At 61.6% G+C, this 22,293-nt stretch carries 22 protein-coding genes, 1 tRNA gene and 2 pseudogenes; 9 read left to right on the top strand and 16 right to left on the bottom strand.

Annotation, left to right across the window (positions count from 1 at the left end):
* The first annotated feature begins 54 nt into the window (after nucleotides 1–54).
* The 3 genes from So717_RS17140 to So717_RS17130 all read left to right on the top strand — a co-directional run bounded on the left by So717_RS17140 (nucleotide 55) and on the right by So717_RS17130 (nucleotide 1,894).
* A complete protein-coding gene (locus So717_RS17140) occupies nucleotides 55–1,029 on the top strand; it encodes an OmpA family protein (RefSeq protein ID WP_159979586.1) in 975 nt (324 codons plus the stop codon).
* A gap of 147 nt (nucleotides 1,030–1,176) precedes the next feature.
* Complete coding sequence (locus So717_RS17135) at nucleotides 1,177–1,617, top strand: hypothetical protein (RefSeq protein WP_159979584.1); 441 nt, start codon at nucleotides 1,177–1,179, stop codon at nucleotides 1,615–1,617.
* A 61-nt stretch (nucleotides 1,618–1,678) separates the two neighbouring features.
* A complete protein-coding gene (locus So717_RS17130; protein ID WP_159979582.1) occupies nucleotides 1,679–1,894 on the top strand; it encodes a hypothetical protein in 216 nt (71 codons plus the stop codon).
* 7 nt (nucleotides 1,895–1,901) lie between these two features.
* On the opposite strand, the gene So717_RS17125 is transcribed toward So717_RS17130, so the two are convergent.
* From So717_RS17125 to pufB, 4 genes are all read right to left on the bottom strand, one after another.
* Nucleotides 1,902–2,594: a hypothetical protein gene (locus So717_RS17125; RefSeq protein ID WP_159979580.1), complete on the bottom strand. Its 693-nt coding sequence runs from the start codon at nucleotides 2,592–2,594 to the stop codon at nucleotides 1,902–1,904.
* Entirely contained in the window at nucleotides 2,591–4,027 is a 1,437-nt protein-coding gene (locus tag So717_RS17120) for a PucC family protein (protein WP_159979578.1), read from the bottom strand. Before So717_RS17120 ends, So717_RS17125 begins: the two co-directional genes overlap by 4 nt.
* Before the next feature lie 96 nt (nucleotides 4,028–4,123).
* The gene (locus So717_RS17115; RefSeq protein ID WP_159979576.1) at nucleotides 4,124–4,474 is read right to left on the bottom strand and encodes a light-harvesting protein; all 351 of its coding nucleotides are present in this window, start codon (nucleotides 4,472–4,474) and stop codon (nucleotides 4,124–4,126) included.
* Nucleotides 4,475–4,486: 12 nt separating this feature from the next.
* A complete protein-coding gene (pufB, locus tag So717_RS17110) occupies nucleotides 4,487–4,642 on the bottom strand; it encodes a light-harvesting antenna LH1, beta subunit (protein WP_159979574.1) in 156 nt (51 codons plus the stop codon).
* A 304-nt stretch (nucleotides 4,643–4,946) separates the two neighbouring features.
* On the opposite strand from pufB, the gene So717_RS17105 reads away from it, so the two are divergent.
* From So717_RS17105 to So717_RS17090, 4 genes are all read left to right on the top strand, one after another.
* Nucleotides 4,947–5,735 (top strand): DUF1194 domain-containing protein, encoded by a 789-nt coding sequence (locus So717_RS17105; protein ID WP_159979572.1) that lies wholly within the window; start codon nucleotides 4,947–4,949, stop codon nucleotides 5,733–5,735.
* Between the two features lie 71 nt (nucleotides 5,736–5,806).
* On the top strand, nucleotides 5,807–6,838 hold the full coding sequence (alr, locus tag So717_RS17100; protein ID WP_159979570.1) for an alanine racemase: 1,032 nt from the start codon (nucleotides 5,807–5,809) through the stop codon (nucleotides 6,836–6,838).
* Complete coding sequence (locus So717_RS17095; RefSeq protein WP_159979568.1) at nucleotides 6,838–7,611, top strand: MlaE family ABC transporter permease; 774 nt, start codon at nucleotides 6,838–6,840, stop codon at nucleotides 7,609–7,611. Before alr ends, So717_RS17095 begins: the two co-directional genes overlap by 1 nt.
* Entirely contained in the window at nucleotides 7,608–8,354 is a 747-nt protein-coding gene (locus So717_RS17090; RefSeq protein WP_159979566.1) for an ABC transporter ATP-binding protein, read from the top strand. Before So717_RS17095 ends, So717_RS17090 begins: the two co-directional genes overlap by 4 nt.
* Nucleotides 8,355–8,369: 15 nt before the next feature.
* Here the strand turns inward: So717_RS17090 and So717_RS17085 are convergent, their stop codons facing one another.
* Nucleotides 8,370–8,903, bottom strand: a complete 534-nt coding sequence (locus tag So717_RS17085; protein ID WP_159979564.1) for a thioredoxin family protein — start codon at nucleotides 8,901–8,903, stop codon at nucleotides 8,370–8,372.
* Nucleotides 8,904–9,118: 215 nt separating this feature from the next.
* Between So717_RS17085 and So717_RS17080 the strand changes: the two genes are divergently transcribed.
* Nucleotides 9,119–9,754 (top strand): PAS domain-containing protein, encoded by a 636-nt coding sequence (locus tag So717_RS17080; RefSeq protein ID WP_159979562.1) that lies wholly within the window; start codon nucleotides 9,119–9,121, stop codon nucleotides 9,752–9,754.
* A 57-nt stretch (nucleotides 9,755–9,811) separates the two neighbouring features.
* Here So717_RS17080 and So717_RS17075 read toward each other — a convergent pair whose 3' ends face one another.
* The 7 genes and pseudogenes from So717_RS17075 to So717_RS22760 form a co-directional block, all read right to left on the bottom strand.
* Entirely contained in the window at nucleotides 9,812–11,707 is a 1,896-nt protein-coding gene (locus tag So717_RS17075) for an acyl-CoA synthetase (RefSeq protein ID WP_159979560.1), read from the bottom strand.
* A gap of 164 nt (nucleotides 11,708–11,871) precedes the next feature.
* Nucleotides 11,872–13,674: an ABC transporter transmembrane domain-containing protein gene (locus So717_RS17070; protein WP_159979558.1), complete on the bottom strand. Its 1,803-nt coding sequence runs from the start codon at nucleotides 13,672–13,674 to the stop codon at nucleotides 11,872–11,874.
* A gap of 128 nt (nucleotides 13,675–13,802) precedes the next feature.
* Nucleotides 13,803–13,877: transfer RNA gene (locus tag So717_RS17065), tRNA-Gly, on the bottom strand.
* A 125-nt stretch (nucleotides 13,878–14,002) separates the two neighbouring features.
* On the bottom strand, nucleotides 14,003–14,497 hold the full coding sequence (locus So717_RS17060; RefSeq protein ID WP_498049706.1) for a metal-independent carbonic anhydrase family protein: 495 nt from the start codon (nucleotides 14,495–14,497) through the stop codon (nucleotides 14,003–14,005).
* A gap of 375 nt (nucleotides 14,498–14,872) precedes the next feature.
* A complete protein-coding gene (locus So717_RS17055) occupies nucleotides 14,873–16,162 on the bottom strand; it encodes a PQQ-dependent sugar dehydrogenase (RefSeq protein WP_159979554.1) in 1,290 nt (429 codons plus the stop codon).
* 244 nt (nucleotides 16,163–16,406) lie between these two features.
* Nucleotides 16,407–16,604: pseudogene (locus tag So717_RS22765) on the bottom strand (IS5/IS1182 family transposase); the annotation flags it as partial.
* A complete protein-coding gene (locus So717_RS22760; protein WP_438810669.1) occupies nucleotides 16,582–16,752 on the bottom strand; it encodes a transposase in 171 nt (56 codons plus the stop codon). The gene So717_RS22760 and the pseudogene So717_RS22765, both read right to left, overlap by 23 nt.
* 66 nt (nucleotides 16,753–16,818) lie before the next feature.
* Between So717_RS22760 and So717_RS17045 the strand changes: the two are divergent.
* Nucleotides 16,819–17,046, top strand: a pseudogene (locus tag So717_RS17045) (IS30 family transposase); the annotation flags it as partial.
* A gap of 111 nt (nucleotides 17,047–17,157) precedes the next feature.
* Here the strand turns inward: So717_RS17045 and So717_RS17040 are convergent.
* Genes So717_RS17040 through So717_RS17025 form a run of 4 tightly spaced genes read right to left on the bottom strand, consistent with a single transcriptional unit; the run spans nucleotide 17,158 to nucleotide 22,278 of the window.
* On the bottom strand, nucleotides 17,158–18,792 hold the full coding sequence (locus tag So717_RS17040) for a phytoene desaturase family protein (protein ID WP_159979552.1): 1,635 nt from the start codon (nucleotides 18,790–18,792) through the stop codon (nucleotides 17,158–17,160).
* Nucleotides 18,789–20,054: an AMP-binding protein gene (locus tag So717_RS17035; protein ID WP_159979550.1), complete on the bottom strand. Its 1,266-nt coding sequence runs from the start codon at nucleotides 20,052–20,054 to the stop codon at nucleotides 18,789–18,791. Before So717_RS17035 ends, So717_RS17040 begins: the two co-directional genes overlap by 4 nt.
* Nucleotides 20,051–21,391, bottom strand: a complete 1,341-nt coding sequence (locus So717_RS17030) for an ATP-grasp domain-containing protein (protein WP_159979548.1) — start codon at nucleotides 21,389–21,391, stop codon at nucleotides 20,051–20,053. Before So717_RS17030 ends, So717_RS17035 begins: the two co-directional genes overlap by 4 nt.
* Nucleotides 21,391–22,278, bottom strand: coding sequence for an arylamine N-acetyltransferase family protein (locus tag So717_RS17025; protein WP_159979546.1), 888 nt, complete (start codon nucleotides 22,276–22,278; stop codon nucleotides 21,391–21,393). The genes So717_RS17030 and So717_RS17025 overlap by 1 nt, the downstream gene beginning before the upstream one ends.
* Between the last annotated feature and the right edge of the window lie 15 nt (nucleotides 22,279–22,293).

The following is a 22,293-nucleotide window of genomic DNA, read 5'->3' as shown; positions in this document are numbered from 1 at the left end:
CTTTTTCCGTCGTGACAGATGACCATTTCCATGAAGCATGACAGGACCATAGCGATGAATTTTCGAAAGGGTGTTGCCGTCTGCGCGGTATGCGCCGCAACACTGTGCGCTGCTCAGGCAGAAGACCTTGCAAACAGTTCCGATCATCCCGACGTTGGTCGCTTTCCCCAGTCCGAAATCCGAGGGTTTGAGACCACAAGCTACAGCGAAGGGGTCATTCCGACATCGATCAACAGCTATGACGCACCGGCCGCATTTGAGGCCTGGCATCCAAAAGGCCAACGCACCACAATTGTCTATGATATCCCCGCGTCCATGCCAGTCACAACGCTTGAGATTGTAAGGTCAGTCAAGAGCAGCCTTCAGAAGGCCGGGTTCTCGGTCGAGTTGGTCTGCCACGCCTCCGCGCAGAACGCCGAATGCGGCGCGTTCTTGCAGCGACAGGTGGTGTCTGAGGCGGAGGCAAAGGGGCGGTTTGCAGCATTCAAGGATCTCTATAATTTGAACAAAGCGGACTTCGGTATGATCTCCGCGCAAAAGGGCGACCTGCGTCTTTGGAGCATTGTCGCCAAATCGACCTATTCCCCGAATATTCAATACGCCTTTGATATCTATGAAGAAGATGAGGCTGCCTCGCTGGTGCTGGAGATCACGCCGGAGCAGCTGCGGTCCGATATTGGAGCATCCGGCAGTGCCCGCTTGCAAGGCGTCACCTTCGAGACCAACAGCGCCAAACTGACGAAAGAGTCCGCCCAGGCTCTGGCGGCCATCTCGGCCTACATCCAAAGCTCTGATGACACGCGTTTTGTGGTTGTGGGTCACACGGACAACCAGGGGGCTTATGATCACAACAAGCGTCTCTCTGAGGCACGCGCGCAAAGCGTCCGGACTTACCTCGTCGAGAGTACAGGGATCTCTGCGGATCGGCTGCGCGCCGTCGGTGTGGCCTACGCGGCCCCGATTGCGAACAATGACACGGCAGAAGGGCGCGCCTTGAACCGTCGCGTCGAACTGGTGAAAGGTGACTAGCCTTGTGCAACAGGCACCGACGAAACGGTGGCGGCCAGTCCGTGAGAAGCTGGTGACACTGGCAGGTGTTTCTCTGCTTTTGATCAGCCGTTGCACGTCAGCGTGCTACAGCCCTTGGTCTCTGAGCACCGGCATGTGGTACGCGACATGAAGATCACCTTCAGGGCTTCTCCTGTCGTCACGAATATGCGTTCCGAGATTGCGCCCTGGTTCAGCCTTGTTGATGCGTCGCTTCGGGCTGACCTCATTGAGGCCATAAGCTATCATCAGCGTTTCTTGAACCGGACCCCGACCTCAGAGATACAGCGCGGCTTCCTGGCCGACGTGACGCATCTTTTGCAGCAAGTTGAAGCCAGCGACGGTCAAACCGCGACATTCAAGGGCGGCTCCTCTTATCTCTCGCGCCGCTACTCCGGCCAGATCGCAAAGGGTGACTTTCTGACGGTTCAGTGCGGGGACTGTGGCGCAATGCTGACGGCCAGTGACGTCATATATGACAGTTGGAAAGACGCTCACGCAGCCGGGCAGACCCTGTTCTGCACCTGCGGCGCAAGGCTGTGGCTGCATTTCGATGTCACCCCAAAATGATATCGGCGGGCCGCGTGCAACTCGCGCCATGCGCAGGTTTTGCAACTAAGGTAAGCACTCTATGAAACTGGCTCTTTTCATCGTCTCCGGCGCACTTCTTATTGGTCCATGTCTCGCCTGGACTTACGTCATCGTTCTTGGGTGCAGCTACAGAGTACACAACACGGCCTGCGGGATTGGCGTCCGTGATTATCTGGACGCCGACTTCCTCACGTTGGCGGCGTTCCCGTGGGGGCTGGGTCTGGTTTTCCTGATCGGAGCCTTCGGAACGAAGTAGCCTGTCGTCAGCTCACCGGTGGCCAACCCAACGCGCGCGACAAGGGCAGATCGCCCCCTCGGATCACCGAATTCTTACGCGGTTTGCGCGAAATCAGCGGCATCGGCCAGAAGGATTTCGACATATGTCTTCCACCTTCGATCACCGACGTCTTGCGGGGCTTGTCTGACACCAGCGGCATTGGCCAGAACGACCGCGACATGAACTTGCCGCCTTTCATCACCGAATTACTGGGTTTGCGTGCACGCAGCATCGGCCAGCCGAGGCCAGCGGTCACCGGGCCGCCTTCATAGCCTGTGCGGTGCATCGGAACGGTCAGGAAATGCGGATGCTCGGTGAGGATGCTGGACGCCTTCTGCGGCCCGTCGGGCACAAAGCGGTCCTCAACCACATTGCCAGCCTCCAGAGGGTCGTGCTTGGCCAGCAACTCGCGCATCTTGGTCGCCGCCATCAACGGTTTGTAGGTCGCGCGGACCGCAAAGACCGCCTGACCCTCTTTGACATGCGCCAGATAGGTCCCAAGCGCACTGTCATCGACCCCCGCCGCCTGCATCTTGGCGGTGAGGCCTGCGTCATCCTCCGCGCTTCCTTTAGTGATCACCGACATATCGCGGCTTGGAACGCCCATGAACACCGCGCGCTCCTTCACGTAGCGGGCCTTCTCCTGGTCTTCGAACAAGCGTGTGATGAGTGTTGTCATGATACCTCCACCGGGCGTCCGTCACCTGTCGACGGGTTGTTGACAAGACGCCTGCGCGTGGAGCGTCTCAGGATTGGCCAGGCCACCGCGATGGCCAGGGCCAGAAACAGCATTTCTATCGCGAATACTGAATTATAGGGCGTCTGCGGTGCATTTCCAGCGGGCGACAGCCCCACGATCAGATCGCGCACAATGCCGGCCAGTGCGATGCCAAGCCCCGCCGCCGTGGCTTGCACGGCGCCCCAGGCCCCCAGGGACAGGCCAACGCGGTCGCTTGGCGCTGCGCGAATTGTGGCCGTTAGCGTCGCGTGGCCAAAGAGCCCCGCGCCAAGGCCTGTGGCAAAGACACCTGCGAAGAACGCGGGGACGCCAAAGCCAAACGACGACAAGATGATCGCTGCGAACCCGGGCAGGCCAATCGCCGCGCCCATCACGGAATATCGTGCAGGTGCGCCACCCTGACCCAGCCCGCGAGCGGCTATGCCAAACCCTGCAAGGGTTCCTGCCGCCAGCAAGGCCGTCAGTTTCGTCGTGCTCGCCACCGAAAGACCAAGCACTTGGCCGCCGTAAGGCTCCATCAGCACGTCGGCCATGCCAAAGCCAAAGGTGCCCAGACCGATCACCACCAAAAGCCGCAGCATGCCCGGACGCGCCATCAGCATGGCCCAGGCCTTAGCAAAACGGACCCGGGGCGCGGCTTTCATGGCCTGCGCGCGGGCGCGGCTGCGCGCCTCCTGCTGCCAGAGCGCTGCGAGGTTCAGCGCGACGGTCACCACCGCAGCGCCCTGGATCACCTGAATCAGTCGCCCCGGGGTGTAAGTTTCGAGCAGCGCGCCGAAGACCAGCGCGCTGATCACCATGCCGACCAGCAGCATGACATACATCAGCCCCACAACCTTGGGCTGGTCTTCCTCGGCCACAAGGTCGGTCGCCAGCGCCAGCCCCACGGTCTGCACCATATGCACCCCCGCGCCCACCAGCAGGAACGACAGCGCAGCAGAACTGTACCCGATCCAGCGCGGCGCATCGATGGCCTCGCCATAACCCGACAGGACAAGCAGCGAGAACGGCATGATCGCGAAGCCACCAAATTGATAGAGTGTACCCTTCCAGATGTAGGGCGCGCGGCGCAAGCCAAGCGCCGAGACATGTACGTCGGATTTGAACCCAATGAGGGTGCGCAACGGCGCAAAGATCAGCGGCAAGGCCAACATGACCGCGACCAGTGTGGCGGGCACGGCCAACTCCACAATCATCACACGATTGAGCGTGCCCACGATGAGCACAAGCGCCATGCCGACAGTCACCTGAAACAGCGACAGCCGCAGCAAGCGCCGCAGCGGCACCGCCTCGGTCGCCACATCGGCAAAGGGCAGATACCTAGGCCCGAGAGCTGCCAGCCGGCGCATTGCAAAGGCACGATAGTCAAACATTTCTTTTGTCCGCCCCCCTCGCGCAGCGCTAGGACCACGCGCAATTCCAACGGCGAAAAATCAGGCCCGCTGCATCAGATCAGCGGGCCCAAAGCGCTATTGCCTGAGAACGGTAGCGTTCCCTGTGCTGGAGGCGGCATGCACCTCCGGCGGCTGCAGGATCGCCTTGACCGGCGTGCCGTCCGACAGGATTATGGTCACCGTTTGACTGCCATCCGCTGCAGGCGCGGCATAAGATACTTTCGCCGTATCGCCTGGCTCCAGCATCGTCGCCGATGCAGTTTCAGCACCCGACCCCAGCTCATTGCCAGACAGGAAATCTGCCACCCAGGTGGTGTTGCTCAGCACGGCCACATGCACAGCAAACGATCCGATTGCCACAGCACTGAGAAAGAGCGGAACACCGACGGTCGGCTTTACGACCAGCCACATTTTTGCATTGTTCATGGTGTGTCTCCCTTATCCAAGCCAGGGGGTTGCCACTGCAACCAGGATGTGGGCCAAAAGCGCGATCAGACCAAAGACGCGCGTTCCATCAATGAGGTAGCTGTGGACTTCCTCAGCTTCCTCCAGGGTCAGCCCCGTGGGCCAAACCTTGTCTTCACCGTCCGCCATATTGGGTCCTCCGATTTGCGTACGTGGTTATGGCCAGACCCAAGCCCTGTCTGACCCACTTCAAAACGCGCACCGTAAGGTCAACTGTGTCACATGATGTAGACGCTCACAAGTGTAAATCCTGAATTACAATTCGCGGGCGCAGGTCTGAGCGGCGCCTCATCTTCCGACGCCGGCGGAGTCGATGCCAAAAAATACGGCGCGCACCCGCACTTAACCGCCGTCGCGCGCGAAAGATGGCACGCCGCACCGCCCACAAAATTTGTGATTGGACAGGGCACGGCATCTCTGGCGCAATGGGATCATGCGGGTCTTGCTTGTTCTCTTGCTCTTTTTGCCCACGCTGCTGCGGGCGGACGACATGGAAGTCGACGTCGAGCTGTTTCTTGCGGTGGATGTGTCGCGCTCCATGTCTCCGGCGGAACTGGAGATTCAGCGGCGCGGCTATGCGGAAGCCATCACCAGCGCGGATGTGCTCGACGCGATCCACAACGGGCTCTTGGGTCGTATCGCAGTCACCTATGTGGAATGGGCGGGCGAGCATTCACAACGGGTGATCGTCCCCTGGACCCAGCTGAGCACGCCGGAACACGCCAGATCGGTCGCGCATCAGATCACCGCGCGCTTTGACACCGGGCTGCGGCGCACCTCGATCTCGGGGGCGCTGTACTACGCGGCAGCAGATTTCGCGGGCAACGGGTTTCACGGGCTGCGACGGGTGATCGACGTCTCGGGCGACGGGCCGAACAATCAGGGCCGCCCGGTCGAGGGCGCACGCGATGCGGCGCTGGAGGCGGGGTTCATCATCAACGGGCTGCCACTGATGACCACGGATGCGCTGAGCGAGATATGGGGCATCCCCGATCTCGACATCTATTATCAGAACTGTGTGATCGGCGGCCCCGGCGCCTTTGTCATCCCCGTGCTCGACTGGGACCAGTTCGCAGGCGCCGTCAAGCGCAAGCTGGTGCTGGAGATCGCAGGGCTTCCTGCGCGCATTCAGCCTGTACAATATACGCTTGGGGCGGAGTATGACTGCCTGATCGGTGAAAAGATGTGGGAGCAGAACCGCGCCTACTTCGACATCCCCTGACCATTGCGCACCGCTTCGCTGGATGCGGAATTTCCACTTGACGCTCCGCTCATCCCTGTCAAAACGCGAGGATGGCAACTGCGGTTCTTTCCATCGACACCTCTGCGCTGGCTGAAAACTGGCACAGTCTCAACGCCATGGCCCAATGCGAAACGGCAGCGGTGGTCAAAGCCGATGCTTATGGCTTGGGACTGTCACAGATCGCGCGCACGCTTTCCCGCGCTGGCGCGCGTTCCTTTTTCGTGGCCGTCGCCGAGGAAGGTGTGGCCCTGCGCGAGATCCTCGGCAAAGGCCCGCAGATCAACGTCTTTTCCGGTCACATGAAAGGGGACACGTCCCTCATCCGCGATGCGCAGCTGACACCGATGCTGAACTCGGTGGATCAGATGCTGCTGCATGTGGAGGCGCTGCCGGGCCACCCCTTTGGCATCCAGCTTGATACAGGCATGAATCGCCTTGGGCTGGAGGCCGTCGAATGGGCCGCCCTGCGCGATATCGCGCTGCCTCAGAACCCCAAGCTGATCATGTCCCATCTGGCCTGCGCAGACGAGCCGGATCATGCGATGAACGCCGCCCAGCTCAAGGCGTTTCACGAGATGACCGAGGATGTTGCGGTGCCACGCTCACTGGCGGCGACCGGGGGCACCTTGCTTGGGCCCGACTATCATTTCGACATGGTCCGCCCCGGCATCGGGCTTTATGGCGGGCTCCCTTTCGTCGACGCGCGTCCTGTGGTCGAGCTGCATATCCCCGTGATCCAGATCCGCGATGTCGCCGTGGGAGAGAGCGTGGGCTACGGCAACACCTGGATAGCGCGCAGCCCCTCACGCATCGCCACCATCTCCGCTGGCTACGCTGATGGCATCCTCCGTGGCATGGGGCCAAACGCCCATTTGCATGCAGGGTCGTCGGCTGTGCCGGTTGTGGGGCGTATCTCCATGGATATGATTGGCGTCGATGTCACCGGCCTGGCGGAGGAGCCGGAAACGCTCGAACTGATCGGGCCGCATCAATCGGTCGACACGGTAGCCGGGTTCGCAGACAGCATCGGCTACGAAATTCTCACCTCGCTGGGTGGGCGCTACAAACGGATCTACCTGTGATGAGACCGCTTGCCCTCCTCGGCCGGGCCGTACTGGCCGCGCTTGCGATGATCGGCCGGATCGCGCTGTTTGCGGTCGAGGCCATCAGCCACATCCTGCGCCCGCCATTTTACGGGCGCGAATTCCTGTCGGCGCTGATGAACATCGGCTGGCTGTCATTGCCCGTTGTAGGGCTGACCGCCGTTTTCACAGGCGGCGCACTTGCGCTGCAGATCTACGCGGGCGGCTCCCGCTTCAACGCCGAGGCCGTAGTGCCACAGATCGTCGCCGTCGGCATGGTGCGCGAGCTTGGACCGGTGCTTGTCGGCCTGATGATCGCAGCCCGCGTGACCTCTTCGATCGCAGCAGAGATTGCGACCATGAAAGTGACGGAGCAGATCGATGCGCTCGTCACCCTCTCCACCCACCCGATGAAGTATCTCACCGTGCCGCGTGTTCTGGCCGCCGTGCTAGTGGTGCCGCTGCTTGTGGGTGTGGGCGACATCATCGGCATCTTCGGCGGCTATGCGGTGGCCACCGGCACGCTGGGCTTCAATCCCGCAGGCTACATCCGCAACACGGTGAATTTTCTTGAGCCGCTCGATGTGATCTCCTCGCTCACCAAGGGCGCGGTTTTCGGATTTGCCGCAGCGTTGATGGGCTGCTACCACGGCATGAATTCCGGCCGGGGCGCCATGGGCGTGGGTCGCGCGACAAAAACCGCCGTGGAAGGCGCCGCCATCCTGATCCTTGCGGCCAATTTCGTGCTCACAGGAGTGTTCTTCACCCTATGATCGAGATGACGGATATCCGCAAATCCTTCGGGTCGAACCACGTGTTGCGGGGGTTGAACCTCTCTGTACCCAAAGGCACGTCGATGGTGATCATCGGCGGTTCGGGCACCGGCAAATCCATCGCACTGAAATGCGTCCTCGGGCTGGTCAAACAGGACAGCGGCACAGTCATGGTCGATGGCAAGGACGCCAGCAAAGGCGACCGCGACGCCTTCCTCGCCCGCTTTGGTATGCTGTTTCAGGGCGGTGCGCTCTTTGACAGCCTGCCGGTCTGGCAGAATGTCGCTTTCCGCCTGCTGCGCGGCTCCCTGAAACGCCCGCATGACGAGGCGCGCGCGATTGCGATCGAGAAGCTGCGCCGCGTGGGGCTGAAAGCGGATGTGGCGGATCGCTTCCCGGCGGAACTGTCCGGCGGCATGCAGAAGCGCGTGGGCCTCGCCCGCGCCATCGCGGCTGAGCCCGAGATCATCTTCTTCGACGAGCCGACAACGGGTCTTGATCCGATTATGTCGGGCGTGATCAACGAGCTGATCCGGGAGATTGTGGTGGAGATGGGGGCGACGGCCATGACCATCACGCATGACATGACATCCGTGCGCGCCATCGCGGACAATATCGCCATGCTGCATGAGGGTGTGATCCAGTGGACCGGCCCGGTTGCCGAGATGGACCAGAGCGGCAACCCCTATCTGGAGCAATTCATTCAGGGCAAGGCAGACGGCCCCATCGAGGCGGTGCGCTAGGATAAGGCCTGCCCCTTAACTGGCTTGACCCGCGTGATGCGCCGTCAGGATCGGCATCAGCTGGTCCTTGGTCTGCAGGCCCTGCACCCTGCGCTGTAGCCCACCTGTGTCATCAAAGAGCAGCAGCGTGACATTGCCCACCCCATGGCGTAGCGCAAAAGCCTGCCCCTCGGGCGTGGTGATATCCGCAATCAGATACAGCAGATCGCATTCACCAAATTCCTTCAAGGCCTGGCGCGTCTGTTTTTGAAGCGCGGTGCAGGTCGGGCACTGCGGATCATGCACCTGCACAACCGTCGGCTTGCCCTGCCCTACGCGGCTCAGATCATGCTCCGCCGCATAAGCGCGAAATGACCCAAGGGCCGCATAGCCACCACCGCCCAGCAGTGCTGCGCCAATCGCGCCGTTGCGCAGCAGCTTCAGGACATCGCGCCGCCCGGGTTCGGCGGGTGCCGCCGCCGCTGTCTGCTTTTGCTTTCGTGATTTGCGCGACTTTCCCATGGTGGCCCCATTTGCAACTGTTGTCGCAGGATAACCGGATCCAGCCATCCCCCGAAAAGCTTTTGTCAGGTGCAGTGCTCACAATGTTGTGCGCTCGTTTTGGCGCCGGTTCTAGGCTCGACGCACAGCTTTCTTTTGGAACGTCAACTTTTTTGATGCTGAGACCGCAATAAAAGAGTACGATGCCGTCGTGCGCAATCAAAGATCAGACAATCCGCAGATATCGACCTGCGGACGAAACACGCAGCACAGGCTAACCAACAATGCTAGACGATCTAACGCGCGCTGCGCATATTCCACCTGAGATCGAGAGCATTTGCGACGATCTCTCCATCTCCATTTGTGTCGCGGATCCGGACGGGAACGATACCCCGCTGATCTACGTCAATCCGGCGTTTGAGACGTTGACGCTCTACGCAGCCGAAGACGTTCTTGGCAAAAACTGCCGGTTCTTGCAGGGTGCACTCACCGATCGCACGGTTACGGACGAGATCGCCGAGGTGGTCCGCCAGCGCGTGTCAGAGACCTGTTGCCTGATCAACTACCGCAAAGACGGGTCTTTGTTTTTCAACCTGCTGGCCATCCGCCCGATTGCGCTTGCCGATGATCGTACTGTGCTCATGGCCTGTCAATATGCCTTCAAGCCTACGCAGACCGCTGGAAGCCTGCGCCGCACATGCTCGGCCCTCGATGATGCACAGCGCAAAATCCGCTTTGGCCTGCGGTCCGGGCCGAACCCGGTGAACATGCATGACACCTACCGGCTCGACACCGTGGCCATGCGGTTTGAAGCGGCCTTTGTGCGCGTCAAGAATTGCCTGATCAGAATGGGCAATGCACAGATGATCCACACCTATCCGACCTACCGTCACAGATCGCAATACGAAGTGCTGCTCTGACCACTGAGGTCTAGGCAACGCGCCGACAGGGCGCGCCAGCTTCCCGTTCTGCGTGGACTATTCCGCCGCAACCGCTGTATTGGCCAGTTCCCAAGGCCGGACAAAGGCGCTAAGCGCATGGGCAATGGCATCCTCGCCCGCCCCGTTTGGCTCGATCTGCGCAACCAGCCCCCGCTTTTTGTCATCGACCACAGCGATGACCCGCGCCGCCACGCCCGCCTCTTCCAGAGCCTGATTATAGATCCGCGTGATTGCGTGCTTGCGCAGATCCGGTTTGAAGATCTTGCCAACGGCGGTCTTGGGCAATTCATCCATGATGGTCATGTGCTTGGGATGTGCCGCGCGTTCGTGCACGTGTTCCCGGCAGAGCGCCAAAAGCTCGTCTTCCGTCACACTTGCCCCTTCAACCAGTTCGACAAAAGCGCACGGCACCTCGCCTGAATGAGCGTCCGGCTGACCAATCGCGCCCGCAAAGGCGACGGCCTCATGATGCAGCAGCGCCTCTTCGATCTCCGCAGGGTCGATATTGTGACCACCGCGAATGATCAGATCCTTGGCGCGCCCGGTGATCCAAAGATACCCATCCGGGTCGACCCGGCCCAGATCGCCCGTGCGCAGATGGTTGCCGAAATAGAGGTCGGCGTTTTTCTCACCTTCGGTGTAGGTGTGGCCGACGTAGACCCCGGGGTTGGAGACGCAGATCTCGCCGATTTCATCCACATCTGCCTCGATGGGGCCGTTTTCCGTGGCCTTGAAGATCTTCACATTGCAATAGGGGAACGGGATGCCGATGCTGCCCACCTTCTTTTCGCCGTCAACCGGATTGCACGACACAAGGCAGGTTGCCTCGGTCAACCCGTAGCCTTCCACAAGCGTGACCCCGGTGGCTTTCTCGAACCGGCGAAACAGCTCCAGCGGCAGCGGGGCTGAGCCTGAAAACGCCGTCTTCACCGTGCTGACATCTGCGTTGATCGGGCGCTGCATCTTGGCCGAAATCGCTGTGGGCACAGTGATGATGAAGGTGATCTTCCAGCGCTCCACCAGCTTCCAGAAATTGTCCATCACGCCGTCGCCACGATAACCCTGCGGCGTCGGAAAGATCACATGGGCGCCGGACGTGACCGCCGCCATCAGGATCACATGGCAGGCAAAGACATGGAAGAGCGGCAATGGGCAGATGATGTTGTCCTCTTCGGAGAACAGCAGTTCCGTCCCGATCCAGCCGTTGTAGATCAGCCCCGAATAGCGGTGCTGCGCCACCTTGGGCATGCCGGTGGTACCACCGGTGTGGAAGTAACAGGCGACACGGTCGCCGTCACTGTCCGCAAAACTCAGGGTTTTCGGCTGCTTGGCCACTTCAGCCATGAAGTTCAGGTATTTGGCCTGGTTCTGCACGCTGCGTTTCGGTCGGATCAGCGGCACAATCCAGGACTTGGGCGGCGTGAGGTAGCGCAGCAGATCCACCTCCAGCACCGTTTTCACGTTGGGCGCCAGCGCCACGGCCTCCGCCGTCTTATCCGCCACATCCGTTTTCGGGAAGGGGCGCAGCGTGACCACCACCTTGGCGTTGGTCTCCCGCAGGATGGAGCCGATCTGCTCGGCATCGAGCAGCGGGTTGATCGGATTCACGATCCCTGCAACCGCAGCCCCCAACAGCGCCAGCACCGTCTCATTCGCATTGGGCAGCACATAGGCCACAACGTCATTTTCGCCGATCCCAAGCGACCGGAAGAGGTTCGCGGCCTGCGTCACCTGATCCTTCAGCGCAGACCATGTGAGCGTCTCGGCCTTGTCGCTGGGTCCCGAAAAGATCTGATAGCTCACCGCGTTGTGGTTGGGGAACCGGTCAGCTGTCTGGCTCAGCATCCCGTAAAGCGTGGCCGGCAGGGGCCGGTCGGCCCACGGCATGGCCGCCTCAATTGCATTGCGGTCGTCAATCCCGGCAAACGTCATCTATGTCCTCCCAAACCGCCCGGCTTTGGGCGTTTTCTCCTTGGCAGGAAGGATGAAGTCTTGTGCGCTTTAGTGCAAGCGCCGTGACAGGCGGTACGTGATCGGGGACGCTGCGTCAGACCACCCTGACGTCAGGGCATTCCGGCGCGGCCACAAGCTGCTGCCTATTCAGCGGCCATGCCGTCCGTGAATTGCAGCCGTGCAAGGCGCGCATAAAGACCACCCTCCGCGACCAACTGATCATGTGGTCCGCTGGCGACAATCCGCCCGTCCTCCAGCACGATGATCCGGTCCGCCTTCTTCACGGTGGCCAGCCGGTGCGCGACAATCAGCGTCGTGCGCCCGGTACTCAACGTATCGACCGCCGATTGCACCGCCCGCTCACTTTCCGCATCCAGCGCGCTTGTGGCCTCGTCCAACAGCAGCACAGGCGCGTCGCGCAGGATGGCCCGGGCGATGGCGATGCGCTGCTTTTGCCCGCCGGACAGCATGACACCGCGCTCGCCCAGGTAGGCATCATACCCATCCGGCAATGCCGCGATGAAATCATGCGCTGCCGCCGCCTTGGCCGCCGCCTCAATCTCGGCATCCGTCGCATCCGGGCGACCAAATCGGATGTTGTCGCGCGCGGAGGCGGCAAAGATGACCGGATCCTGCGGCACCAGCGCCACCGCCTTGCGGAAGGCGTCGCGCCGCAGATGTGCCAGATCAACGCCATCCAGCGTGATACGGCCCGAGGCCGGATCATAGAACCGCAGGATCATCTGAATGATTGTGGTCTTGCCCGCACCCGACGGCCCCACGAAGGCAACCGTTTCCCCCGGCTCGATGCTCAGGCTGACGTTGTCCAGCGCGTGAGTTCCGGGGCGTGAGGGGTAGTCGAACGTGACATTTTCAAAGGTGATCCGCCCGGCCACTGGCTCGGGCAGCAGCAGCCCGGTATCCGGGTCCTGAACGCTGTCTTCCGCGGTGAGCAGTTCCACCAGACGTTCGGTGGCGCCAGCCGCACGCTGCAACTCGCCCCAGATCTCTGACAGCGCAGCGACGCCCCCCGCCACCATCACAGCATAGATCACGAATTGCACCAACGCGCCCTGGGTCATGTCGCCTGCGCGCACGTCGCGCGCACCAATCCAAAGCACGCCGACAATGCCCGCAAAGACCAGGAAGATCACGATCACGGTCATCAGCGCGCGGGTCGAGATGCGCCGCCGCGCCGCGTCATAAGAGCGTTCGGTGACATCGGAGAACTGAACGCGGCTTGCGGCTTCATGCGTATAAGCCTGAACCGTCTGCACCGCAGAAAGCGTCTCGGAGGCATTGCCGGAAGAGGCCGCGATCCAGTCCTGGTTCTCGCGGCTCAGCACCCGCAGCCGCCGCCCCAGCACCAGAATGGGCACGATGACCGCAGGCACGATCAGCAAAACAAGCCCCGTGAGTTTGGGAGATGTGGCCAGCATCAGCACCAGCCCGCCCACAAAGATCAGAATATTGCGCAGAGCAATCGACGCGGAGGAGCCGATGACAGACAGGATCAGCGTGGTATCGGTGGTGATCCGGCTCAACACCTCGCCGGTCATGAGTTTTTCGAAGAAGGCCGGGCTCATGGCGATCACACGGTCAAAGACGGCCTTGCGAATGTCCGCCACCACGCGCTCGCCGAGCCGGGTCACCAGCATATAGCGCAGGCCAGTCCCAATCGCCAAAAGCCCGGCGATGCCCAGAGCGGCTGCAAAATACTGATCAAGAATATAGGCATTTTCGGTGTCGAAGTTATCAACCACGCGGCGCACGGCCAGCGGCAGGGTCAGCGAAATAACAGCGGTGATCACCAAAGCCGCCAGCGCGGCATACAAGAGACTGCGGTATGGCCAGACAAAGGGCAGCAGAGCTTTCAGCGCACCGATTTTTTTGGATTTCGCGCGCTCTTCGTTTTGCCCAGGTGCCTGTGGTGCACTGTCAGCCATGTCTACCCCTTCTCCGTCCGGGTTCTGTCATGGCGGGGCAAACCAGGCGGGTCAAGAGAGCACAAGCCCAAGATGCCGCCGAAGGGCGCATATGCCGCGATCAGCCTTCGGGTCTATTCTAAAAGAGGTGGAGCGGGCGGCGGGAATCGAACCCGCTTCATCAGCTTGGAAGGCTGAGGTAATAGCCAGTATACGACGCCCGCTCAGCGCCTGAGGTCATATGATAGGCTCATTGCAAGGTCAAGCGGCCAAGCCGAAAGATCCTGATGAGGCGAAGACCATGGCAAACAGCCGCGCAGACCTTTGCCCTCCATGCATCAACGTCGCCTCAAGCCTCAACCGGAGGAAACCAGGTCAAGGACGAGTGGTGGAGCGAGATGAGCACATGTCCGTCAAGTTTGTGGTAGGCAAAGGTATAGTCAGCCCGGGTCGCATTGCCGTCGCCATCGACAAAGGTGTAGTGCCCCATGTCTTTGTAGCCAAGCCCGCCTGCTTTCAGGATGGGTCCAACGGCGCTCTGAAATTCAACTTTTTTCCATCCTCGATTGAGGAAGCCCACGTCCTGGGGATAGTCTGGATCACCGCCGACAAAATAGGCCCGCGCGCCGGTACGGTCGAGCCGAATGATATCCGCCAAGGTCGGTTTGAACAGCAGTGGTTCGTCTGGATCGCCAAAGTCATAAAGGTCAAGAAGACCATCGACATCCCGTTCGGTCACGCATTTTGCCCAAGCACGTTGTGCTGCAACGACTTCGGCCTTCGTCATCGGTTGGAAATTGCGTTCCGAAATCGCCTCTCTCCCAGTCTTGCAAAGCGCCGTCACCAAGCTTCGGACAAAAAGCTCTCAGGACAACGTCTGCTCCTCTCCATCTGGGCCGTGGTGAGTAAAGCAATGGAGAGGTCGAGGCAAGTGCCGCTCGCAGGCCGACGAAGGGTTTGGTCGAGGTCGCTCGTTCATCTCGTCGGGCAGCGATTGGTGACGTCCCGAATGAGCTTCATTGCCACCTCAGATCTCGGGACGACGCGTTTCTCTGCGACAAACCCACACGGCCTGGCGTCAATACCGATATCGCGTCGCGGCGGGCACCTGGTTTTTATGATTTCAGAACTGATCACCAGCGCTTGGATATACCCCAAGCGCTGGTGCACGGCGACCAACGGTGTCGCCACTGCGGGCCTTTTGCCCCGCGCTGATGGATCAGCCGCCTGGCGTCAACTTGCTGATCGTACCTTCGTCAATCGCCGTGTAGAGACTTCCATCCGGGCCAGAAACGACTGAGCGGAACCGCCCGGTTTCCATCGGCAAGGTCATTTCGGTCACGTCTTCAACATCCGTGTTGTCATCGTTGAAGTGAATGACGTCGATGCGCTGACCAATTGGGGTGCCGCCAAAGCCGATGCCCATGATGCCGACAACCATTGCGCCGTCCCAGTCGCCCCACTGCTCACCCTCCAGGAAGGCTGCTGACGACAGGCCTTGCGACCAGCCATTGTTGTTCCAGATCGGCGGCATGGCATCGGGATAGGTGTCAAAGTCGGTCATCGGCATGAAGGCCGCGCGCTCATAGCGGTTCATGCCGTCTTCCTGGTTCGGGCTGTAGCCGCAGTAGTCGTCCGGGCATTCGCCGCGGCCCGCCATGTTTGGCCGTGGATCCCATCCGCCGTTTCCGCCATTGGTGAGGATGGTGATTTCATCCGAGTGCCAGGGGCCGTGCTCAGCAGTGATCGCCGCCCCTGTTTCGGGGTGGAATGTGATCCCCTGCACGTTGCGATGGCCGTAGGTGTAGATCCGTTTGTCGAAACCCTCTGGCGGATTATTCTCTGGGTGCGCATTGCCGTCGGTGTCAATCCGCAGAACCTTGGAGCCCATCATAGTTGGACTTTGAGGCACTTCCCCATTGTGCGTATCACCGGTGGTCAGCCACAAGGCGCCGTCAGGCCCAAAGCGCAAGCGCCCGCCGTTGTGGGCGCCGGGGCCACCGAACGGATGGTTTGAAGCAGCCATCTTGTAGGGCACGTCATCCACAATATCGGTCCGGTCCGCAACCGAGGTGAAATCCTCGCTCAGGGTAAAGCGCATCAGGCGGTTGGTATGCGGATCCGCCAGCTTCGATGTCGAATAGACGTAGATGCGGCGATTGTCCGCGAAGTCCGGATCAAAGGCCACGCCCATCATCCCGGCCTGGCCTTCGCAGAACAGATCCAACCCATTGGAACTGTAACCCTCCGTCTCGCTGACCCCGTAAAGCGCGTTTACGGTGCCATCCGGCAGGCGCACTGAGAGACCTTTGCACTTCTCGGTGAACAGCATCGTCCCATCATCGAGGAACGCCATGTCCCACGGGTTTTCGAGATCATCGAGAACGACCTCATGTTGCAAGTTGGTTGTGTTCATCCCGCTTTGCGCCAGCACCGGCGACGACAGGGCCGTTGCGGTGAGTAGAGCCGCGGCAAACGGCAATGCAGAGTGTGTTGAAAAGTGAGCCATACGTTCCTCCCATAGGCAAATGATCTCGTCCGCCAACGGGTCAGTGTGCTCCTCCAAGCGACCTCGCGGTCGAGAGTTTCAACCTAGGGATATGCGGCTTGTCCGGTCAACGGTTTTCTCGGGACGCGGATATGGGCGCCGATCTGACACCCCAAGCACAGGTCGCTCAGACGCTGCCGCGACACGGGCCGATGGGTGTACGATTTCTTCGTCAGAGCGCTGCTTTTCGTGTTGGGCTCAAGGCTCATGGCCAGTAGATTACAAGAGCTGCGAGAGCGATTGTGGACAGGAAGACCTTCGGGCAGCTGTCGTAGCTGCTTGCCACGCGCCGCCGGTCTTCCAGCCTGCCAGACATGATCTCAACCCGGTTACGCCATTTATATCTGCGTTTGTCGTGGCGAACGGTTGTTTTCCGCTGTTTACGGCCAGGACTGCAGCGGCGCATCGTGCCATCGTAAGCCATTGCGATTGATGGACATAATCCCGCTCAGCTCACGCCGGTCCTCGACGCGGCGCTTGCCATCGGACTTTGGGAAGACGGGCTCAAGACGCGCCATCTGCGTATCCGACAGCCGGAAAAGATCAGACATGTTCACCGCTTCTTGGCGCGCGCGGTGAAGCACGCCACCACCCGGAAATCAATTGATCCTGATGCGTGGGTCTGCGACCCGCAAGCGCCATACCGGAAAGGCACCGTCGAGAATGCGAACAACAGGCTCAGAAAGTACCTGCCGCGCTCAACCGAACCGACCGCGCTGGCAAATCGATATTTGAGGTCGATTTCCCAGCGCCTCAATTCTACGCCGGGCAAATGCCTTGGCTATGACACCGCAGCAGAGGTCTTCGAAACCAAGCTGATGGAGATCCAGAACCAACCGGAATAAAACAACATATCAGATTTCTCACTGCACCGTGAGTTCGCAGGGTCACCAAACAGGGCTAAGCATCAGGAAAGACCTTTCAAGACAGCGCTGGAACGGCGGGCATATCGGCGCTCACCCCGCGCCAAGCACATCCGGCACAAGCGCTTGCGCGGCCCGCGCCCCCGAAATCATCGCGGCCTCGACACCCGGACCGTGGGTTGCGGACCCCGCCAGCACAAGGCCCCGGACGGGCAACATCGTCGGCAGCACACTGCCTGCAAGGCTGCCCCCGTAGATGGCGCCGCCCGGCGTGGCAGCGTATCGATGGTAGGTCAGCGGCGAAGAACTGCAGTGAAAGACGATGCGGTCATCAAGATCGGGTATGACATCGCGGGCGATATCCAGAAGATGCCTGGCCTGCGCCGCCTTGGTATCCCTGTAGGCATCGGATTTGCGATACTCGGCAAACCTCTGATCCTCGCGACCAGTCGGAAACCAGCCTGCGGCCTGGGCCGCGCTGACCAAAGTCATCAGCTCAAGCGTCGCATAGCCGGGCGGCGCTGCACTTGAATCCAGGACCGACGGGGCCACCAGATGCAGGCTGCCCTGCGCGCTCTGATGCGTGAGGATTGGCGGGATATCCAGCGCCCCGCGCAGCCCTAGGCAAAGGCCAAAGGCCGAACAGCTGGGCTGCAACACGGCGGCGCGTCGCAACGGCGCCCAGTCCCGTGTCGGGTCGTTAATGAGCTGCGTCAGAAGCGGCCCGATGTCCGAATTGGCGATGACGGCGCGCGCCGTGATCCCCTGAACCTGTCCCTGCCCGGATCGAATGCTCACCTCTGCGGGCGCGTCCTCCCGCACAGCGACGCCTGTGACGGTGTTTTTGAGCAGCACCTCCCCGCCCGCGTGCTGCAGCGCATCGCGCAGCGCTGCTGACACTGCACCCGAACCTCCGCGGGGGTAGGCTCCGCCGTGCATATAGTAGCCAAAGAGCGGGATCATGCGCGCCACGCTCTGCGTCTCGGCCTGATCGGTGACATATCCGGCAAGCTCGTTGACCCAGTGAGAGGCGGCCTCCGACAGCCCATGCCGCGTCAGAAATTCCAGCCAAGGGCGCCGCAGCCACTGCGCAGCCAGCGGATGATCTGCGGCGAACTGCGCCATTTCGGTCGCCGAGCGCGGTTGTCCGGGGATTGCTCCGCTTTGATCCCCGGTCTGATACATGGCCGCATGGAGTGTGCGAACTGCCGCGCAGAACCCGGTGATGGCGACATGTTCACCTGGGAAGAGCTGCTGCAGCATCGCCACATAGTCCGGCCAGCGCCGCGGCATATCGAGGGTGCGGCCCGCGATGGTGCAACGTCTGCGGGTGGGGATCCAGTGCAAACGATCTGCAACACCCAGCCGGGCCAGCACCTCAGCAACCGGGCCACCGGGCTGGGTGCCGGAGATATCGTGCACGCCGGAATCGAAGCGGAACAGCAGCCGCTGCCCGGTTTGCGGGTCGCGGGCGCGTCGCAGCCAGGTGTGCGCAAACCCGCCCACAACCGAATGCTGCTCAACCACCCGCACCGACAGGCCTGCGCGGGCACAAAACGCAGCGGCAGTCAGCCCGCCAAGCCCCGCGCCGATGACCAGAACATCACAGGCGGTGTCGGATTTTTGGCCCGTAAACTCCGGCGGATCCCAGCGCAGATGAGGATCCCCGGCGGCCAGCCGCCGGATCTGCCGCAACACGGGCGCCTTGGTGATCGCCTGCGGCGTCATGACGCCACCCTGACGCGATCCGGCCCCGTTGCGGCGACGTTGCGCGCGTCGACCAGATCCGGCAGCTTCCCGCGCCCGTTGGTGTGTTGGGTTTCTTGCCCACCGACTGTGATATCAAGCACCCGCCGACGCAGCCCCTCCTGCACCTGCGGGATCTGGGCAATTGCTTGATGGATCGCGTGCTTTTGTGCCGCCTGCATGGCGCGTCGGCCCATATCGACCGCCAGATGGAGACGCTCCCGCCCGTTCTCCGCATAGCTCAGCTGTATTTGCAGATGCGTCAACTGCGGCACGCAAGAACGGACGGCCTCGCGAAACAGATCTGGGTGCAGCAAGTTGCCAACCAGGTTGAAGCAGCGATCCATCCGGTCCAACAGACGAAGCCGGGTGACCCCCCCGCCCGGTTTGGCGGATGTGGGCGCGACAAAATCGCCAACCCTGTAACGCAGCAACGGCACCAGAGGAGCGCTCAAATCGGTCAACAAAAGCGCGCCATCCTCGTCCCGCTCCAGAAAAGCCCAGCGAGAGAGTACCGCATATTCGTCCGGCGGCGCGCCCGGCGGGGCCACACCGATGAGCCCCGCCTCGGTGGTCCCATAGAGCCCGGATATGCGACACCCGGGCCAGACCGAGCCAAGGAATGCGCGCCGCGCAGATGTCAGGCGCTCTCCGATGAACACGAGCTTTTCGACCGTTAGTTGGCAACCCGCGTCAAGACTGGCGCGCGCCAACTCGATCAGCCCGGCGGGTGTTGCAACCAGCGTGTTGGCCCGCACGGCGCGCAGAAGATCAAGCGCCTGCTTGTGATCGGGCATCGCGTCAAAGCGGCCCATGGGCACGATGGTCACCCCAAGCGGTTCCAGAACCCGGTTCATCCCGTCGTAAAGAGAGCCGAACCCACCTGCGGCCAGTAGATTTGCCACCACATCGCCGCGCGCAAAAAGGTGTTTGCCGATGAAGCGCCGCAGATCAAGCGCATGCGCCGAAGCGCGGTCAGTCTGTGACGCAGACCAGAGCGAGACGGTGGGCGCTGCACTTGTGCCGGATGTCGCAACCACATAGCCGGCAGGCAGCGCACCGGCCTCGCACATGCGCGCGACACTAGCCCGCAGATCAGCCTTGGTTGTGACAGGGTAAGCCGTCTTGAACGCTCCGTAGCTGTCAACGCGCGGCCCATGTCCCGGCATGAGGCCGGAGAGGGCATAGCCACGGATCATCTGGTTGAACCGGGCCACCGGAAACTCGGACAACTGCGTGCTCATAAGGACACGGCCTGTGGCGACCGGGCATCCTGCGCGTGGATCAGGCCGTGATGCAGGGACGCGATCTCTGCCAAGGTCGCGTCAGGCGTGGGATCTTCATGAAAGAGCGCATGCGTCAGGTGCTGGTGCGCGGCGATATCACGCCAGATCTGCGCCAGATCATTCCCCACAAAGTAGCTTTGCATCGGCACGGTAAAGAGATCTTCGGTGCGGGCAAAGGCGGCTCCCTCCGGCAGGTTTGGGACAAAGGCAACCAGTGTTGCGAGGCGCTCAAGCTGATCCGCAACGGGCTTCGGAATACCGTCAAACTGCCCCGGACGCGCGGAAAGGGTATAGCGCTGCACCGTGGGCAGGATAAAAACGGCATCCGGCGGTGCGTCCTCCCGGCGAAAACTGGCCTCGAAGATCTGATCGAGCAAGGCGTGACGATAGGTCTGCTGAAAGATCAAGGGCATCTGAGTGCCATGCAGCCGCGCGCCCACTTCCAGCATGACCGGACCCTGAGGCGTCAGGATCGCTTCGAGGTGCAGCGGCCCCTCCTGCACAGCAAGCGCGCGGGCACAGGCCTTGGCGTAGCGAACCAGGTCTTGCACCGCTTGCGTGGTCACCGGGCAAGGTATCCGGTAGGCCTTGACGAAGGGGCGGCTCCAGTTGCCCAGATCACTGCACCGCACATAGCGCGAGACGGCGGCCACCCGGTACTGGCCCGCCTGCGCCACCAGATCGACGCAATATTCCGGCCCCTCCAGATAGCGCTGCAACACGCAGGCCAGGGTGTCATTCCACGTGGTCGTGAAAGCCCCCCAGGGTGCAGCCGCCCAAGCCCGGCGCAAGTCCGCCTCGGTGTGGCACAACATCACGTCTTGTGATCCAGCGGCGGCAGCTGGTTTCAAGACGACGGGAAAGCCACCCACACGGTCAACCGCAGCCAAGGCATCATCGGTGCGGGCAACACGCGTGGTCGACGCTGCGCGCAGCCCGGCGGCGCTCAGGGCGCGTTGCATATGGCCTTTGTCGATCCGGTTGCGCGAGGTGTCAGGGTCATTGCCGGGCAGGCCCATGCGCGCGGCCAGAACGTCCGCCATGCCAACCCCGTTTTCCGAACCGGCCAGCACCGCGTCATATCCCGCGTCTGGTGACAACGGGACCTCATCCGCCGAAGTATAGATCCGCTGATAAAGCGTGGCATCGAATTCGGATCGCCGGGCTTCCGACACACCCGACATGCGCGCGACCTTGTCGACCTCGATCAACGCATCGCAGGCCACGCCGCGTGCAATGAGGTGCCGCGCAAGCAGGCTCCCGTTGGAGACAGGGTTGACCAAAAGGCACCTCATCACGCCAGCACCTCGCGAGCGAGGGCACACTCCGCCGCAGACAAGCCAAGCCGCTGACCCAGCAGATGCAGCGTCGATGCATCCAGCGCGATCCCGAAAGACGCCTGCAAGACCGCGGCAAGATCTCGGACTGTCCGCAAGCGTCTGCGACACGCGCCCTGCGCATCACGGTGACGCAGCACCTTGTCCAGCAGCAGATGCCCGCCATCGGGTGTCGGCCTGGCACAGACCAGGCTGGAGGTGAATGGCGACCTCGGTGAAGTGCAATTGAAGTGATGCGGCGCCATGAAATCGATGTAGGGATAGCTCTGCGTGCGCAGACTGTAGAGCGTGCTCCAGCCGCCAGCCTGCTCAAACCGGTCGATCTGCCACATCTCGTCATCCACCTGCACCGCGCGGAAACGGCCACCCCCCTGATCTGAGACAGCGCCATTGATCAGCGGGATCGGCTGGATCGGCCCCGCAAGGCCGTAACCCACGTCGCAAAGATGCATGACACCACCCTCGGCGATGAGCAGAACCATGTGGGTCGCGGCACCGCTGGCTTTCTTGCCGTTGACCCGCGACAGGCAGCGCCGCACGGCGAAGCCCAGCTGTTCAGCCATGTTGGCAAAGAGCCCATTCATCTGTGTGCATCCGCCCCCGCGCGGCTCAAAGATCAGGCGCTGTGCCACCGCGTCGAGATCGAAAAGGGGCTGCAACCCGCAAAAGGCGTCGATCATCTCGAAGGGAATATGGCGCACATGGCCCTCGTGCAGGCGGCTGAGCAGGGCGTCATCCGCGTGCTGCTGTGGGTTGACCCGGATCTTGCGCAGGTAGGCGGCAAGCCCCGACACCGGGGGCGTCTCATGTTCGGCACCTGGGGTGATCTCGGAAATGGGCCGCATGCTTCTGCCTCCAAG

Source organism: Roseobacter cerasinus (assembly GCF_009811755.1).
Lineage (GTDB): Bacteria > Pseudomonadota > Alphaproteobacteria > Rhodobacterales > Rhodobacteraceae > Roseobacter > Roseobacter cerasinus.
Note: the sequence above shows the minus strand (reverse complement) of the source record. Positions and strands in the feature narration are given on the sequence as shown.